The sequence below is a fragment of the Pseudomonas sp. SJZ078 genome (assembly GCF_007828255.1).
Classification (GTDB): Bacteria; Pseudomonadota; Gammaproteobacteria; order Pseudomonadales; family Pseudomonadaceae; genus Aquipseudomonas.
In genome coordinates, this window is record NZ_VIUG01000024.1 from 1 (window position 1) to 16,514 (window position 16,514).

Sequence of the window (16,514 nt, forward strand, 5' to 3'; positions counted from 1 at the left end):
TCCAGATATCTGCACTGCCAAGAGCTGTGAGAGCTTTTGCTGCCTTGAAAAAGAATGGCTAAATAAATCATCCAAGACAGTTGCTCCCACATTTGAAATGCCTTCCTTCTGTGGGAGCGGGCTTGCTCGCGAAGTCGGCCGCTCAGACGCCGCAAAGCTCAACCATTACCCGGCACATCCGGCCACGGATCCGCCACCAGGAACACCCGCTCGGCCTCTTCCCACTCACCGCTGGCGTTTTCACTCAGGCGCACCATCAACTGTGCAGGCGCCATCGGGTCCAGGGCCATTCGCCAGGCGTCCAGTTGCCCGGTATTCCAGGTCTGCTCCGCCGGATAGTGGGCCGGCGCCAGCCAGGCGGCGCGGGGCAGGGGTTGCCAGCGGCCCGGCGGGCGCTGGGCAATGAACGCCGGCCAGTCGCGTTGGCGCAGCCAACTGCCGCGCAGATGCCTGGGATGCGCGCCCCCTGGCGGTTCGGCCTGTCCGGGCCAGGGATAGAGCAGGTAGCCCCCCAGCCACAGCTCGGAGCGGAACCGCTCGAGGCCCGAGGATTCAACGCCCAGTGCCGCCAGGGCTTCACGGCTCTCCGGGCGCGCCGAGATCGGTAGCTGGTGCTCCCGCAGATGGGTCAGTTTACGGTCGAGCCGGTCGTGGCAGCCCGGACCAAGCCACTGCGCGGGGTCGCGGCCGTCACCCTGCTGCGGCCCCAGGTACAGCTTGATCGCCAGTTCCAGATGATGGATGCCATCCTTATCGCGCAGCAGCAGGTCGAGTTCACCCAGGGTCTGGCCGTCGCGGCGGATCGGCAGGTTCGCGGCAATCAGCTCGATGCCCGGCGCATGCCGCACAGCAAATTGCCATAACCGTTCGTAATAGAGGCCCAGGCGTTGGGTCCGGCCCTGGGACAGCCAGTGCAGCAGCGGGTAACTGTCGCGGTCCAGCTGTTGCAGCCAATGTTCCAGTTGGTGGGGATGCTGCACCCAATCGCTGCCGGTCAGGGGATGACGTTGGGGCCAGGGCGCGTCGATGAGCATCGGTGGGGCGAGTATCACCCACGCAAGATCGCGCACCTCGGGGTGGCGCAAGCGGCGGGGCAGGTCCAGCAGTTCGGGAAACAGGATCATTTTGCGAGCATAGCCTGTAGGGAAGGCTTAAAGCATTTTGTCTATGGGCCGCTTTCGCCCATAATCGGGTTTTTCGCCCGCCGCAGACCCTCGCAGGAGCCCCATGGAGCAATTTCGCAATATCGGCATCATCGGTCGCCTGGGCAGTTCGCAGGTCCTGGATACCGTTCGCCGCCTCAAACGGTTTCTCCTGGAGCGACACCTGCATGTGATCCTCGAAGATACCATCGCCGAAGTGCTGCCGGGGCATGGCCTGCAGACGTCGTCGCGCAAGATGCTCGGTGAAGTCTGCGACATGGTCATTGTGGTCGGTGGCGACGGCAGCCTGCTGGGGGCCGCCAGGGCCCTGGCGCGGCACAACATTCCGGTGTTGGGGATCAACCGAGGCAGCCTCGGTTTCCTCACCGACATCCGCCCCGATGAGCTGGAAACCAAAGTGGCCGAGGTGCTCGACGGCCATTATCTGGTGGAAAACCGCTTTCTGCTACAAGCCGAGGTCCGCCGTCATGCCGAGGCCATCGGCCAGGGCGACGCCCTCAACGACGTGGTGCTGCATCCCGGCAAATCCACGCGCATGATCGAATTCGAGTTGTACATCGACGGTCAGTTCGTCTGCAGCCAGAAGGCCGACGGCCTGATCGTCGCCACGCCCACCGGCTCCACCGCCTACGCGCTGTCCGCCGGTGGCCCGATCATGCATCCCAAGCTCGACGCTATTGTGATTGTGCCCATGTACCCCCATACCTTGTCTGGGCGACCTATCGTGGTCGATGGCAACAGTGAGCTGAAAATCGTCGTGTCCAAGGATATGCAGATCTACCCGCAAGTGTCCTGCGATGGCCAGAACCATTTCACCTGCGCGCCGGGCGACACCATCACCGTCAGCAAGAAGGCGCAGAAGCTGCGCCTGATCCATCCTCTGGATCACAATTACTACGAAGTCTGCCGGACCAAGCTCGGCTGGGGCAGTCGATTGGGAGGTAGAGGCGACTGATGCTCGATCCTGCGCGCAGTTACGATCTGATCGGTGACGTGCACGGATGCGCCCTGACCCTGGAACACCTGCTGGACCGACTCGGTTACCACAAGCAGGGCGGGGTCTGGCGGCATCCGTCGCGCATGGCTGTATTCCTGGGCGATATCATCGACCGTGGGCCGCGGATCCGCGAGGCGTTGCACATCGTCCACGACATGGTCGTGGCCGGCCAGGCGTTGTGCATCATGGGCAACCACGAGTTCAACGCCCTGGGCTGGAGCACGCCGGCACCGCCCGGCAGCGGCCAGCGCCATGTGCGCGAACACACGCCGCGGCATGCCCGCCTGCTCAAGGAAACCCTGACCCAGTTCGAGCAATACCCTGGCGAATGGCATGACTTCCTCCAGTGGTTCTATGAACTGCCGCTGTTCGTCGATGCCGGTCGCTTCCGGGTGGTGCACGCCTGCTGGGATGCCGGCTTGATAGAACCGTTGCGGGGCCTGTTCCCGGATGGTCGGGTCGACGAACCCTTCCTCCAGGCTTCGGCGCAGGCGGGCAGTTTCGCCTGCACGGTGTTCGATCGCTTGCTGCGCGGCACCGACATGCGCCTGCCCCACGGCATGACCCTGACCGGGGGCGATGGCCTGACCCGTTCGTTCTTTCGCACCAAGTTCTGGGAGGACGATCCGAAAACCTACGGGGACATCGTGTTCCAGCCCGATGCCTTGCCCGAGCCGGTGGCCCGCAGGCCGCTATCCCCGGATGAAAAGAACAACCTGCTGCGCTATGGTGCCGATGAGCCACTACTGTTTGTCGGTCACTACTGGCGCAGCGGAAAACCCGCGCCGATCCGCGCGAACCTGGCCTGCCTGGACTACAGTGCGGTGCTCTACGGCAAATTGGCCGCCTATCGCCTGGACCAGGAAACCCAGCTGGACCCGCATAAATTCGTCTGGGTCGATGTGGAGCGTCCGGAGATGGTGAAATGAACCTTGTCGCGGTGTTGCGCCTGCCTTTGGCGGTGGACCTGAGCGGTTTCGTCAAGCTCCTGCAGCGCATGCAAGTGCCTCACCGCGTCAGCGAAGAGGCGGGCGAGCAGGTGCTCTGGGTGCCGGACGAAATCGGTGAAGACGTGCGCTCCCTGTACGCGCGTTTTCCGGTAGGCGATCCGGAGCAGACGTTGGAGCTTCCAACCATGGGCACCGACACGCGACGGCCCGGGGTCGTCGAACAACTGATCCGAAGCCCCGTCACCGCCCTGGTATTGCTGCTGAGTCTGATAGTCAGCGCCGTGACCCTGCTGGGCGATAATCTCCAGGTGTTGCGATGGCTGACCTTCCTGGAATTTCGTGTGGTCGGTGACTACATCCAGTTCTCGCCCCTGGCCGACAGCCTGGCGGCAGGGCAGTGGTGGCGCCTGGTGACGCCGATGCTGATTCACTTCGGCTTCCTGCACATCGCCATGAATGGCATGTGGTACTGGGAGCTGGGGCGGCGGATCGAAGCGCGCCAGGGCAGCATCAACCTGCTCGGGCTGACGCTGCTGTTCAGCCTCGTGTCCAACTTCGTTCAGTATGCTGTCAGCGGCGCGACGCTGTTCGGTGGCTTGTCAGGTGTGTTGTACGGCCTGCTGGGCCACTGCTGGATCTATCAACTGCTGGCGCCGAACCCGGCCTATCACTTGCCCCGTGGGGTCCTGGTGATGATGCTGGTATGGCTGGCGCTGTGCCTGTCCGGGCTGGTCTCGATGATCGGTTTCGGCGAAATCGCCAACGGCGCTCATGTCGGCGGCCTGCTCGTCGGCTGCTTCACGGGCTTGTTGGGCGGGCTCTTCGCTCGCCGTAAAATGCTCCGGTAATGACACGAATGCCCCGGTAGTCAGCTTTACCTTTTTCATTATTGACACTTTAACGAACGCGCGGAGACCCCATGTCCTCGTTCAACGAAATGATCCAGAACATCACCCCCGACATCTACAGGAGCCTGAAGCTGGCCGTGGAAATCGGCAAATGGGCCGATGGCAACAAGCTCACCGCCGAACAACGCGAGTTGTCGTTGCAGGCGATGATCGCCTGGGAAATCCAGAACCTGCCCGAAGAAGAGCGCACCGGTTACATGGGCCCCCAGGAGTGCCAGTCGAAATCGATCGAAGTGCCGAACATCCTGTTCAAGTCGGATGCCATCCATTGATCGAGATCGGCCGCGGTGCAATCAGCAAGATGTCGGCACGCCTGGACGGGCCGACCGTTCAATATGCCTTTCGCCTGGGTGATGTCGAGGTGCCAGTCAACCCGTTGATCGGCAGCACGGTGCGCCTGGAGTTTCTCGGCGCGATCCACTGCAGTCACTGTGGACGCCGGACCAAGACCAGTTTCAGCCAGGGTTATTGCTACCCCTGCATGACCAAACTGGCGCAGTGCGATGTGTGCATCATGAGCCCCGAGCGCTGCCATTTCGACGCGGGTACCTGTCGCGAGCCGGCGTGGGGTGAGCAGTTCTGCATGACCGATCATGTGGTGTACCTGGCCAACTCCTCGGGCGTGAAAGTCGGGATCACCCGCGCCACGCAACTACCGACTCGCTGGCTGGACCAGGGCGCGAGCCAGGCATTGCCGATCCTGCGGGTGGCCACGCGCCAACAGTCGGGGTTCGTCGAAGACCTGTTCCGCAGCCAGGTGGCGGACAAGACCAACTGGCGTGCCTTGCTCAAGGGCGATGCGGTGGCGATTGACCTGCCGAAGATCCGCGACGCGTTGTTTGAAAGTTGCGCCCAGGGATTGCAGGGCTTGCAGGAACGATTCGGCCTGCAGGCGATCCAGACCATAGCGGACGTCGAACCGCTCGAGATCCGTTACCCGGTGGAGCAATACCCGGCCAAGATCGTCAGCTTCAACCTGGACAAGGACCCGATTGCCGAAGGCACACTGCTGGGGATCAAGGGCCAGTACCTGATTTTCGACACCGGCGTGATCAACATTCGTAAATACACGGCTTACCAGCTCGCCGTGCATCAGCATCAGTAGAAGGATTCGACCCATGCGCACCGAACAACCGAAGATGATCTACCTGAAGGACTATCAGGCCCCCGAGTACCTGATCGACGAGACACACCTGACCTTCGAGTTGTTCGAGGACCACAGCCTGGTCCATGCGCAACTGGTGATGCGTCGTAACCCCGAGCGGGGTGCCGGGCTGCCGCCGCTGGTGCTCGACGGGCAACATCTGGAGCTGGTCTCGATCAAGCTCGACGACACCGACCTGGCGTCGGGCGACTACCAGTTGGACGACAGCCACCTGACCTTGCAGCCCAAGACCCAGGCCTTCACGGTCGACACCACGGTGCGGATCCACCCGGAAACCAACACCGCCCTGGAGGGCCTGTACAAGTCCGGCGGCATGTTCTGCACCCAGTGCGAGGCCGAGGGTTTCCGCAAGATCACCTACTACCTCGACCGTCCGGACGTCATGAGCAAGTTCACCACCACCGTGGTGGCCGAGCAGCACAGCTATCCGGTGCTGCTGTCCAACGGCAACCCGATTGCCAGCGGCCCCGGCGAAGACGGCCGGCACTGGGTGACCTGGGAAGACCCGTTCAAGAAGCCTGCCTATCTGTTCGCCCTGGTGGCGGGTGACCTGTGGTGCGTCGAAGACACCTTCACCACCATGACCGAACGCAGCGTGGCGCTGCGCATTTACGTCGAGCCGGAAAACATCGACAAATGCCAGCACGCCATGACCAGCCTGAAGAAGTCCATGCGCTGGGACGAGGAGGTGTACGGCCGTGAGTACGACCTGGATATCTTCATGATCGTCGCGGTCAACGACTTCAACATGGGCGCCATGGAGAACAAAGGCCTCAATATCTTCAACTCCAGCGCGGTACTGGCCCGCGCCGAGACCGCCACCGACGCCGCGCACCAGCGGGTCGAGGCCATCGTCGCCCACGAATATTTCCATAACTGGTCGGGCAACCGCGTGACCTGCCGCGACTGGTTCCAGCTGTCGCTCAAGGAAGGCTTCACGGTGTTCCGTGACGCCGGGTTCTCGGCCGACATGAACTCCGCCACCGTCAAACGCATCCAGGACGTGGCCTACCTGCGTACCCACCAGTTCGCCGAAGACGCCGGCCCCATGGCCCATCCGGTGCGCCCGGACAGCTTCATCGAGATTTCCAACTTCTACACCCTGACTGTGTACGAAAAGGGCTCGGAAGTGGTCGGCATGATCCACACCCTGTTGGGCCCTGAAGGCTTTCGCAAGGGCAGCGATCTCTACTTCCAGCGCCACGACGGCCAGGCCGTGACCTGCGACGATTTCGTCAAGGCCATGGAAGATGCCAACGGTGTCGACCTGACCCAGTTCAAGCGCTGGTACAGCCAGGCCGGTACGCCACGGCTGGCGGTCAGCGAATCCTACGATGCCGCCGCCAAGACCTATAGCCTGACCTTCCGCCAGAGCTGCCCGCCGACTCCGGACAAGGCGGAAAAACTGCCGTTCGTGATTCCCGTCGAGCTGGGCCTGCTGGACAGCCAGGGGGCCGAGATCCCGTTGCGCCTGAGCGGCGAAGCGGCGGCAAACGGCACGTCCCGAGTGATCTCGGTGACCGAAGCCGAGCAGACCTTCACTTTCGTCGACATCGTCGAAAAACCGCTGCCGTCCTTGCTGCGTGGCTTCTCGGCGCCGGTGAAGCTGAGCTTCCCGTATGACCGCGACCAATTGATGTTCCTGATGCAGCACGACAGCGACGGCTTCAACCGCTGGGATGCCGGCCAGCAACTGTCCGTGCAGGTGTTGCAGGAACTGATTGCCCAGCATCAGCAAGGCGCGAGCCTGGTACTGGACCCGCGTCTGATGACTGCCTTGCGCACGGTGCTGTCGGACGAATCCCTGGATCAGGCCATGGTCGCGGAAATGCTCTCGCTGCCAAGCGAAGCCTATCTGACGGAAATCAGCGAAGTGGCCGATGTCGAGGCGATCCATGCCGCCCGTGAGTTCGCCCGCCAGCAATTGGCCGACAACCTGTTCGAAGCTCTGTGGCTGCGCTACGAGGCCAACCGCGACTTGTCGAAGCGCACGCCGTATGTGGCCGAAGCCGAGCATTTTGCCCGCCGTGCATTGCAGAACATCGCCTTGTCGTACCTGATGCTGACCGACAAGCCCGAAGTGCTGAGCGCGACCCTGGAGCAGTTCGACAGCGCCGACAACATGACCGAACGCCTCACGGCCCTGGCGGTGTTGGTCAATTCGCCATTCGAAACCGAGAAGGCCCGGGCGCTGGAAGTATTCGCGGAGAACTTCAAGGGTAACCCGCTGGTCATGGACCAGTGGTTCAGCGTCCAGGCCGGCAGCCCGTTGCCGGGTGGCCTGGCGCGGGTCAAGGCGCTGATGGAGCACCCGGCGTTCAACATCAAGAACCCGAACAAGGTGCGGGCACTGATCGGTGCGTTCGCCGGGCAGAACCTGATCAACTTCCATGCCGCCGACGGCTCGGGTTACCGCTTCCTGGCGGACCTGGTCATCCAGCTCAACGGCTTCAACCCGCAGATCGCCTCGCGACAACTGGCGCCGCTGACCCGCTGGCGCAAATACGACAACGCCCGCCAGGCGCTGATGAAAGCCGAGCTTGAGCGCATCCTGGCGTCCGGCGCGCTGTCCAGCGATGTGTTCGAGGTGGTGAGCAAGAGCCTGGCTTGAGGTTGATGCCGCGGTTTGTCTTTTAGACCGCGGTGCCTTTATTCGCGAGCAAGCCCGCTCCCACAGGAGCTGTGGTGTGCACGAGCTTTGTGTCCGCCGCAGATCCCTGTGGGAGCGGGCTTGCTCGCGAATGGAGCAACATCGATCTACCTTTGGAATACAGCCATCACCCCACCGAATACCCCGCCATTCACCCCCTGCGCCAACCCCCCTGGTTAACAAAAGATAACGCGGCGTCGATTGTCAGGCCTTCTGAAAGCCCGATAGGATAGGTCAGCTTCCGAAGTGGCTCTAGATTGCAGGTTTGCGCCCCGATCGAGCTGCCTACGGCGCCCTGAAAGGCCGTATGGCCGAACAATAATAATGGGGGAAAGGTCTATGAACGAGCCTGTCATGGCCGTGGGTCGCGCCCGCCAGCCTGTGCTGCGGCGAGTCGCGTTGCTGGTCTCGGCGCTCTCGCTGCTGGGCTCTGTTGTGTTGTCGGCGCCGGCGCTGGCCGTTGCAGCCACGACAACCGACGTCATCTATGCGGTCGAATCGGCCAAGGCCAGCAAGACCCTGATGCTCGACGTGGCCCACGCCGGCCAGCGCCTGGTAGCCGTCGGTGATCGTGGGCACATTGTCTATTCGGACGACCAGGGCAACACCTGGACCCAGGCCAAGGTGCCGACCCGCCAACTGCTTACCGCCGTATTCTTCGTCGATGACAAACACGGCTGGGCCGTGGGGCACGACGCGCAGATCCTCGCCAGTGAAGACGGCGGCAGCACCTGGACCCGGCAATACGAAGACCTCACCCGTGAAGCGCCGTTGCTGGACGTCTGGTTCAAGGACGCCAGCCAGGGGTTCGCCGTGGGTGCCTACGGTGCGTTGCTCGAAACCACCGACGGTGGCAAGCACTGGGAAGACGCCAGTGACCGTCTCGACAACGAAGACCAGTTCCACCTCAATGCCATCACCGCGGTAAAGGATGCCGGGCTGTTCATCGTCGGCGAGGCCGGCAGCATGTTCCGCTCCGCCGACTGGGGCCAGACCTGGGAGAAGCTCGAAGGCCCTTACGAAGGTTCGCTGTTCGGCGTCATCGGCACCGCCCAACCTTCGACGCTGCTGGTCTACGGCTTGCGCGGCAACCTCTATCGTTCCACCGATTTCGGCGGCTCCTGGGAGCAGGTCGAGCTCAAGGCCGCCCGGGGCGCCCTGGAGTTCGGCCTGTCAGGGGCGACCTTGTTGCCGGACGGTTCCATCGTGATCGTCGGCAACGGCGGCAGCGTGGTGCGCAGCACCGACGACGGCGTGACCTTCAGCGTCTTCAACCGTCCGGACCGGATTTCCGTGGCGGCCGTCACGGCGGCGGGTAATGGCAACCTGATCCTGGCCGGACAGGGGGGCGTGCGCGTCACCACGGCCAGCGGCGCTGAACTGAACAAATGAGCCGCGCATATGAGTCGGGCACAATAACAAGAAGGCGGACCCCATGAGCAGTCATCACCAAGACAAGGCGACGTTCCTCGAGCGCCTGATTTTCAACAACCGCCCGGCGGTGATCGTCATTTGCTTGTTGGTCAGTATTTTCCTGTTCTGGCAGGCCACGCTGATCCGTCCCTCCACCAGCTTCGAAAAAATGATTCCCCTCGAGCATCCGTTCATCGAGAAGATGCTCGAACATCGCAACGACCTGGCGAACCTTGGCAACACCGTGCGGATTTCCGTGGAAGCCACCAACGGCGACATCTTCTCCAAGGACTACATGGAGACCCTGCGCCAGATCCATGACGAGGTCTTCTACATTTCCGGCGTCGACCGCTCCGGCCTCAAGTCGTTGTGGAGCCCGAGCGTGCGCTGGACCGAAGTGACGGAAGAGGGCTTCGCCGGCGGCGAAGTGATCCCCCAGAGCTACAACGGTTCGGCCGACAGTCTCGAACTGCTGCGCAACAACGTGCTCAAGTCCGGCCAGGTCGGGCGGCTGGTGGCCAACGATTTCAAATCGAGCATCGTCGACATCCCGTTGCTGGAGTCCTACCCGGATCCCCAGGACCAGGGCAAGTTGCTGAAACTGGACTACCAGAAATTCTCCCACGAGCTCGAAGACAAGATCCGCCACAAGTTCGAAGCCCAGAACCCCAACGTACAGATCCACATCGTCGGTTTCGCGAAGAAGGTCGGCGACCTGATCGATGGCTTGATCATGGTGGTGATGTTCTTCGGCGTGGCCTTCGTCATCACCCTGGTCCTGCTGTACTGGTTCACCCACTGCATGCGCAGCACCATCGCGGTGTTGAGCACCACGCTGGTGGCGGTGGTCTGGCAACTGGGGCTGATGCACGCGGCCGGCTTCGGCCTCGATCCCTACTCGATGCTGGTGCCGTTCCTGATTTTCGCCATCGGGATTTCCCACGGGGTGCAGAAAATCAACGGCATCGCCTTGCAGTCCAGCGAGGCGGATAACGCCCTGACGGCGGCGCGGCGCACGTTCCGGCAACTGTTCCTGCCGGGGATGATCGCGATCCTGGCGGATGCGGTAGGCTTCATTACCTTGCTGATCATCGACATCGGCGTGATCCGCGAGCTGGCCATCGGAGCGTCCATCGGCGTGGCGGTGATCGTGTTCACCAACCTGATCCTGCTGCCGGTGGCGATTTCCTACGTCGGCATCAGCAAGCGCGCCGTCGAGCGCAGCAAGAAAGACGCGAACCGCGAGCATCCGTTCTGGCGGTCACTGTCGAACTTCGCCAGTGCCAAGGTCGCGCCGGTGTCCATTGCCCTGGCGGTGCTCGCCTTCGGCGGGGGCCTGTGGTACAGCCAGAACCTGAAGATCGGCGACCTCGACCAGGGTGCACCGGAACTGCGTCCCGACTCGCGCTACAACCAGGACAACAACTTCATCATCAGCAATTACTCCACCAGTTCCGATGTGCTGGTGGTGATGGTCAAGACCAAGGCCGAAGGCTGCTCGCGCTACGAAGCCATGGCACCGATCGATGAGCTGATGTGGAAGATGCAGAACACCGAGGGCGTGCAATCGGCGATTTCCCTGGTGACTGTGTCCAAGCAGATGATCAAGGGCATGAACGAGGGCAACCTGAAATGGGAAACCCTTTCGCGCAACCCCGACGTGCTGAACAACTCCATCGCCCGGGCCGATGGCCTGTATAACAACAGCTGCTCCCTGGCACCGGTGCTGGTATTCCTCAACGACCACAAGGCCGAGACCCTGGATCGTGCGGTAAAAGCGGTGCAGGCCTTCGCCAAGGAAAACAACCGCGATGGCCTGGAGTTCATCCTGGCCGCCGGTAACGCCGGCATCGAAGCCGCCACCAACGAAGTGATCAAGGAGTCGGAACTGACCATCCTGATCCTGGTGTACATCTGCGTGGCGACCATGTGCATGATCACCTTCCGCTCCTGGGCCGCGACCCTGTGCATTGTCCTGCCGCTGGTACTGACTTCGGTGTTGGGCAACGCCCTGATGGCGTTCATGGGTATCGGCGTGAAAGTCGCGACCCTGCCGGTGGTGGCGCTGGGGGTGGGGATTGGCGTGGACTACGGTATCTACATCTACAGCCGCCTGGAAAGCTTCCTGCGGGCTGGGTTGCCGTTGCAGGAAGCTTATTACCAGACGCTGAAATCCACCGGCAAGGCGGTGCTGTTCACCGGCCTGTGCCTGGCCATCGGCGTGTGCACCTGGATCTTCTCGGCCATCAAGTTCCAGGCGGACATGGGGTTGATGCTGACGTTCATGCTGCTGTGGAACATGTTTGGGGCACTGTGGCTGCTGCCGGCCTTGGCGCGGTTCCTGATCAAGCCTGAGAAGCTGGCGGGGCAGAAGGGGAATTCGTTGTTTGCCCATTGATGGGGCCACTGCCAAACACAGTTTTGTGGCGAGGGGATTTATCCCCTCGCCACAAGAATTACCTTAGCCAGTGATCACGACGCCAACGGCAAGAACTTGCCCTGCGCCAGGGACTTGCTGAGCTGCCCCCGATGCACATTCACCACCGCATAAGGGCTATCGGCCTTGGCGAGTAACGAGTGGTAGTGCTCCCGGCGCTGCTCCTTGGTTTTCAAGTGCGCGACGCTGTAGTCCGCCTTCGGTGTATCAGCCGTTTCGTAGTGGAAATGCGCGTACCAGAGGGGGAAGCCATCACGGTCGTTGATGGCGTATTCCTGGAGGAAGTCCTTGCGGCTCCCTTTCAAGGCCTTGCGATCGCCGAGCCGTGCGACTTGTATCAGGTTTTTTTCGAACAGAAACCGCAGGTTGCCGTCGGTAGGCGGCAGTTTCAGACTCAATTCGGTGCGCAGGGCGTTGCCCCTGGTGGTCAGGCTCGATATGGCGTCCGACAGCTGCTTGCTCAGTGCCTGATCTGCCGGCGTGCGTGGGGTTTGCGACGCGGCGAGGGCCCGGTCAAGCTCTTCGGAAAGCTTACGGAAACGACTCGCCTCATTGTTCATGATCTCCTCGATTTCCTGAGGATGACGGCAGTGTTTCTTGTAGCTTTCAGCACGGCGCAGACGTTCGTCCAGTTCATCGAGCATTTGGTGCACATCGCCCTTGATCGCCTTGACCGATCTCGTCTTGGGCGCCGGGGTTGGTTTGCGTATATCGACGGCATCCCACACATCGTCGTGACGCGAGTAGGTGGACAATAGCGTATCGTTGAAACGCAGCTCGACGACTTCAATCGGCAGGGCCGTGCCGGCCGGCTTCAAGTCACCGATCAGGACGCCTCTGTTGCGGGTCCTGATCACCTTTTTCTGTGGGCGTCCGGCGGGCACCCTGGACTGTTTTGGCGCACGCCTGCGCGGCGTTGGCTCGGGCTTGATTTCTGCGGCGAGTTTGCTGGAGACCTCCTGATACAGGCTGTCGACCAGCCTGAGTAACCTGTCGAAATAGGCTTCGTTGAGGTGGTCGAGGTAGAGGGTCTTGATCCCCTGCAAGGCGTCCAGGGACTTGCCGTACTGCTCGGTCAGGCTGGTCAGCACCTCAAGCTGTTCCGAGGCGGGGAGCTCGTACATTCGCAGTTCGCAATGGGAGCGCACTTGTTCCCCCAAGGGCACGACGATGTGCAGCAGGCTCTCGGACAGGTTGGAACTGGAGTTCTTGACCGACAGCATCGGAAGCGTAGCGAATTGCAGGGCTTTGCTGCTGATTGAGTTTATTTCGTCGTGCGGCCGGTCTTTGGTGAGGCGCTCGAACGCCTGGGCGCCGGCCTCATCCAGATTCAATAGTCGATCGAGAAAATCGTCCTTGAGCTCCAGCCAATGGATCGCCTGATCATTGAGATCGCTCAGGGTCTCGAGATACTTCAGGTATTCCTGCAGGTTAATGAGGACGGCCTCCATCTGATTGACCTCCCCTTTAAACTGAGGATGGGCATTGATGACGGCCGTGCGTTGATTTTCGGTGACGATGACGGCTTTGCGGGCATTGTTCACCACGTTTTCCATCATCCCGCGCAAGGCTGCCGGGGATAGCTCGATGCCCAGGCTGGCCCGCTCGGGCGCGCTGTTCACCAGCTTCAGATAAAGGTCGGTCTGTTCCTGAAGCAGGTCATAGTACACTTTGCGCTTCGCCGTGCGTTGTGCCTCGGTATAGTTCGCTCCGCTATCGAGCCTGATCATCACTTCCTGGGCCACTTGCAGGGCTCTGCCTCGAGCTGCGTCTCCCTTGACCACCTGATTGTATTCCTCTTGTAGTACCCGCCTTCGCTCCAGATTGAGGTCGCGCTGTGCTTGCAACCGTTTGGGGGGCGAGCCGCCCAGCAGGCGCAGGCGCAGATCGAGGGACCAGCGCCCCTCGCTGTCGGCTTTCAACGGCGGACCGTTCCGGCTGGGGTCGAGTGGGTCGACGATGGTCGCGCTGCCGTCCGCTTCAGGGGTGACCTGATACAGAACGCCTTCCACCTCGGCATGCCATTTTTGGGCGATCACGTACAAACCCTTGTACGGGCCATATCCGATGGGTTCGGGCATTGTCGCAGGGCGCGTTGTCTGCAAGTTCAGCAGCCGGGTGCGTTGTTCCGATGTCAGGCGCTGGCGGGCGCTGGCGAAGCTGAAGTCCAGGCGTCTACTGGCAGCATCGGCGTGGGCGCCAGGCATGGCGATGGTTCCCTCCACGACGGTGGGCGGTGCCGGCACGGGCCACTGCTCGGCAATGGCCTGAGGTGCCGGGGGGAGCATGGCTTGCTTCTTCACCGATTCGGGCACTGCCGCACGGGTGACCGGCGCATGGCCGGTGGGCAGTTGGCCCACCAGCATGGCCAGGTTGACGAGCAGGTCGACGGCGGCCAGCTCCCGTGTCACTGGATCCTCGCTGATCAGGGCTGGAATGTCCTGTTGGGCGCTGGCCATCAGGTTCCATAGCCAGACAGTGGTCATGACCGGGCCGCGCAGCAAGGGGAACAACAGCGTGTTGAACAACAGGCTGCCGCCCCGGAGCAACACCGCCCAGCGGCTCTCGCTGTTGGACACCGAGTCTCGGTCGGCCTGGGTGATCAAAGCCTGGGCGTTGCAGCCATAGAGATACTGCATCAGCTCGCCGTTGTGCAGCGCTTGCAGCAGTTCGCCGTGGGTGTCTGCCGTGGCGAGCGTGGCCGGGGCGGGTTTGTCGGGAACGTTGAACTCGTCGCCGGGGAAGAACCGCACGATGTGCGGTTCCAGGAAGCCGCCGTTGGCGTACACCGGGCGGGCCGAGTCGGACAGCCAGGTCAGGACGCTATCCTGCAGGTCTCCGGCGGTGGCGATGGCTTGCAGCAGCGCCTCCCTTGTCGGGAACGCTTGCAGCATGGGGGTATGGAGCGGCCGATACAGCAGATGCGGGCCGGTGGTGGTGTCCTGCGCTTCGATAAGGAACATGTTGGTCACGATGTCGGGCTGGGCCTGGGGCCTGCGCACCAGACCGAGGTGGCGAATGACCACCGGGCGACCGTTGACCTGTTGGCTCGCCACGTCAGGTTGAAGAACGGCTTCCAGCAGGCGCTGGCCTTGGAGAGTCATGCCGTTTTCGTTGTTCAGCCGCTGTTTCAGCGCGTCGAGGGCCAGTTGCGCAGGAATCTGTTCGGCGAAGATCCGTTGACGGCTCTTTGCCTGGGACGAGCTACCGAGCAGGTGCTGTTGCAGGTAGCGCGGATAGGTGGTGCCAATGTCGACCTGTTCGATCAGCCCGGTCACGAAGCCCGGCGTCAACCAGGCCGGCAGTGTCAGGCCACGACGATGGCTGAGCGTGAAGCGGCCGCTGGGGCGGGCGACCAGGTTGTGGATGGCCAGTTCGGTCAGGCTCATCTGCCGCTTCTCGCTGAGGCCGATGGTCCCGGGATAGCCTGCGGAAACGGTGAAGTTCAGCAGCACATCGTCGGGTTGGTATTGACCCGATGGCACCTTGTCCGGGCTGCTGTCGTTGGCTTGCCGCATGCGGTTGGACAAGGCGCTGGCGGTGAAAGCCTTGATGTCCTCGATGCCGCTGAGAAAGGTCTGGCCCTGATGGCGTTTTTTGGCGCTGGCCAGGGTCAGGCTGTGGTGCTGGAGCTTCGTCTGGTCGACGATGGAGGTTTTTTTCAGCCAGCGGGGCAGCAAGGGGGCCAGGCGTGCCGAGGTCTGCGGTGAGAGCCGAGGGGCTTCCAGCAGGTAGCGTGCCGGGTCGCTCAGGTCGTTATAGAGATCCTTCAGGTTCTGCAGGCCGATCCCGGCTGGCAGCCGTACCGCCTTCAACTCGGCCAGTTGCTGCTCCAGCAACATTGCCGCCTGGCTCTCGAAGACGTCGCCGCTTATCTCGTAGCGTTGGCAGGTGACGGTGTCGACGGTGTAACGGCTGGCGATCGATGCGCCCCAATGCTGATAGAAAGCTTCCACAGAGGCAAAGGATTGCACCGCGCTGCCGGGGCTGCACAGCAGGAACTCCGTGGCGCCTTTCGTGGTGCGGACCAGGAGAATCTCGCTGCCCACCAGTACGGTACTGGTGGTGCCCCGGGTGACCCGGGTTTCCAGGTTATAGGCGTACACAGGTGCCTGTCGGTCGAGACGAAAGCGCCGCTCCCGGTCTGGCCAGCGGACGACCTGATCGAGCATCTCGCGTGCCGTGTCAGCAAGGTCGGGCTGTTGCAGCCCGCGGATGCTCAGCATGTTCCTCAGCACATCGCTGAGCCAGCGCCAGCGGTTGCCGCGGCGCTTCGTATCGGTTGCGTCAATGTCGTCGCCCCAATAACGGACCAGCGCATCCTCCAGCCCGAGCGGTACGCTCCAGGCCAGTTCCAGCAGCGATTGCTTGATGATCTGGATGTCCACCTCGCGGTTGCCTGCCCGCAGGCGGCGCGGTGGGATGTCGGATAGAAAACAGTCCAGGTGGCCCTGTGGGCTGAAGTCCACGGGCGTGCCGACGGCCAGATGATCGAGCACCACGGGCATGAACGGCTGGAAATGCCAGGTACGTCTGGTAGTGTCCGGGGTCGCCAATTGAACCGTGGCCAGGTCGACATCCAGCCAGGGATATGTCCGCTTGATAGCTTGTTCAAGCATGCGTTGCACGACCTGTTCGAAGGTCGGGTGGCTGGCGAATTGCAGGCTGACACTTTGCGTCAACGCGGGGATGGCGTCAGCGGAGGAGGGGGCGGTCATGAGAAGTCCTTTTCACAAAACATGGCCGTCGGGATGACGGTGAGAAAAGTATCGACTTCTCTGCCCTGAGCGGGTGGTACATAAATACCACCCTACCGAAGAGCGGTTGTGAA

At 62.1% G+C, this 16,514-nt stretch carries 10 protein-coding genes; 8 read left to right on the forward strand and 2 right to left on the reverse strand.

Going from position 1 to position 16,514, the window contains the following annotated elements:
* Window positions 1-158: 158 nt before the first annotated feature.
* A complete protein-coding gene (locus FBY02_RS19680; RefSeq protein ID WP_144929887.1) occupies window positions 159-1,124 on the reverse strand; it encodes a DUF1853 family protein in 966 nt (321 codons plus the stop codon).
* A gap of 103 nt (window positions 1,125-1,227) precedes the next feature.
* Here FBY02_RS19680 and FBY02_RS19685 point away from each other — a divergent pair, with 103 nt between their 5' ends.
* From FBY02_RS19685 to FBY02_RS19720, 8 genes are all read left to right on the forward strand, one after another.
* The gene (locus FBY02_RS19685; RefSeq protein ID WP_024776985.1) at window positions 1,228-2,118 is read left to right on the forward strand and encodes an NAD(+) kinase; all 891 of its coding nucleotides are present in this window, start codon (window positions 1,228-1,230) and stop codon (window positions 2,116-2,118) included.
* Window positions 2,115-3,089: a metallophosphoesterase gene (locus FBY02_RS19690; protein WP_178112028.1), complete on the forward strand. Its 975-nt coding sequence runs from the start codon at window positions 2,115-2,117 to the stop codon at window positions 3,087-3,089. The genes FBY02_RS19685 and FBY02_RS19690 overlap by 4 nt, the downstream gene beginning before the upstream one ends.
* A complete protein-coding gene (locus FBY02_RS19695) occupies window positions 3,086-3,958 on the forward strand; it encodes a rhomboid family intramembrane serine protease (RefSeq protein ID WP_144929889.1) in 873 nt (290 codons plus the stop codon). The genes FBY02_RS19690 and FBY02_RS19695 overlap by 4 nt, the downstream gene beginning before the upstream one ends.
* Before the next feature lie 71 nt (window positions 3,959-4,029).
* Window positions 4,030-4,290 carry a YeaC family protein gene (locus FBY02_RS19700; protein ID WP_144929890.1) on the forward strand — a complete coding sequence of 87 codons (261 nt, stop codon included), beginning with the start codon at window positions 4,030-4,032 and terminating at the stop codon, window positions 4,288-4,290.
* Entirely contained in the window at window positions 4,287-5,123 is an 837-nt protein-coding gene (locus FBY02_RS19705) for a DUF2797 domain-containing protein (RefSeq protein ID WP_144929891.1), read from the forward strand. Before FBY02_RS19700 ends, FBY02_RS19705 begins: the two co-directional genes overlap by 4 nt.
* Before the next feature lie 13 nt (window positions 5,124-5,136).
* Complete coding sequence (gene pepN / locus FBY02_RS19710) at window positions 5,137-7,794, forward strand: aminopeptidase N (protein ID WP_144929892.1); 2,658 nt, start codon at window positions 5,137-5,139, stop codon at window positions 7,792-7,794.
* 378 nt (window positions 7,795-8,172) lie between these two features.
* Window positions 8,173-9,225, forward strand: coding sequence for a YCF48-related protein (locus tag FBY02_RS19715; protein ID WP_144929893.1), 1,053 nt, complete (start codon window positions 8,173-8,175; stop codon window positions 9,223-9,225).
* A 43-nt stretch (window positions 9,226-9,268) separates the two neighbouring features.
* Entirely contained in the window at window positions 9,269-11,644 is a 2,376-nt protein-coding gene (locus FBY02_RS19720) for an RND family transporter (protein ID WP_144929894.1), read from the forward strand.
* A 74-nt stretch (window positions 11,645-11,718) separates the two neighbouring features.
* Here the strand turns inward: FBY02_RS19720 and FBY02_RS19725 are convergent, their stop codons facing one another.
* Window positions 11,719-16,401, reverse strand: coding sequence for a dermonecrotic toxin domain-containing protein (locus FBY02_RS19725; RefSeq protein WP_144929895.1), 4,683 nt, complete (start codon window positions 16,399-16,401; stop codon window positions 11,719-11,721).
* Between the last annotated feature and the right edge of the window lie 113 nt (window positions 16,402-16,514).

Bases quoted from the DNA above. Each gene is read 5' to 3' on its own strand.
- FBY02_RS19680 (WP_144929887.1), bottom strand. From the start codon at position 1,124: ATGATCCTGTTTCCCGAACTGCTGGACCTGCCCCGCCGCTTGCGCCAC.
- FBY02_RS19685 (WP_024776985.1), top strand. From the start codon at position 1,228: ATGGAGCAATTTCGCAATATCGGCATCATCGGTCGCCTGGGCAGTTCG.
- FBY02_RS19695 (WP_144929889.1), top strand. From the start codon at position 3,086: ATGAACCTTGTCGCGGTGTTGCGCCTGCCTTTGGCGGTGGACCTGAGC.
- FBY02_RS19700 (WP_144929890.1), top strand. From the start codon at position 4,030: ATGTCCTCGTTCAACGAAATGATCCAGAACATCACCCCCGACATCTAC.
- pepN (WP_144929892.1), top strand. From the start codon at position 5,137: ATGCGCACCGAACAACCGAAGATGATCTACCTGAAGGACTATCAGGCC.
- FBY02_RS19715 (WP_144929893.1), top strand. From the start codon at position 8,173: ATGAACGAGCCTGTCATGGCCGTGGGTCGCGCCCGCCAGCCTGTGCTG.
- FBY02_RS19720 (WP_144929894.1), top strand. From the start codon at position 9,269: ATGAGCAGTCATCACCAAGACAAGGCGACGTTCCTCGAGCGCCTGATT.
- FBY02_RS19725 (WP_144929895.1), bottom strand. From the start codon at position 16,401: ATGACCGCCCCCTCCTCCGCTGACGCCATCCCCGCGTTGACGCAAAGT.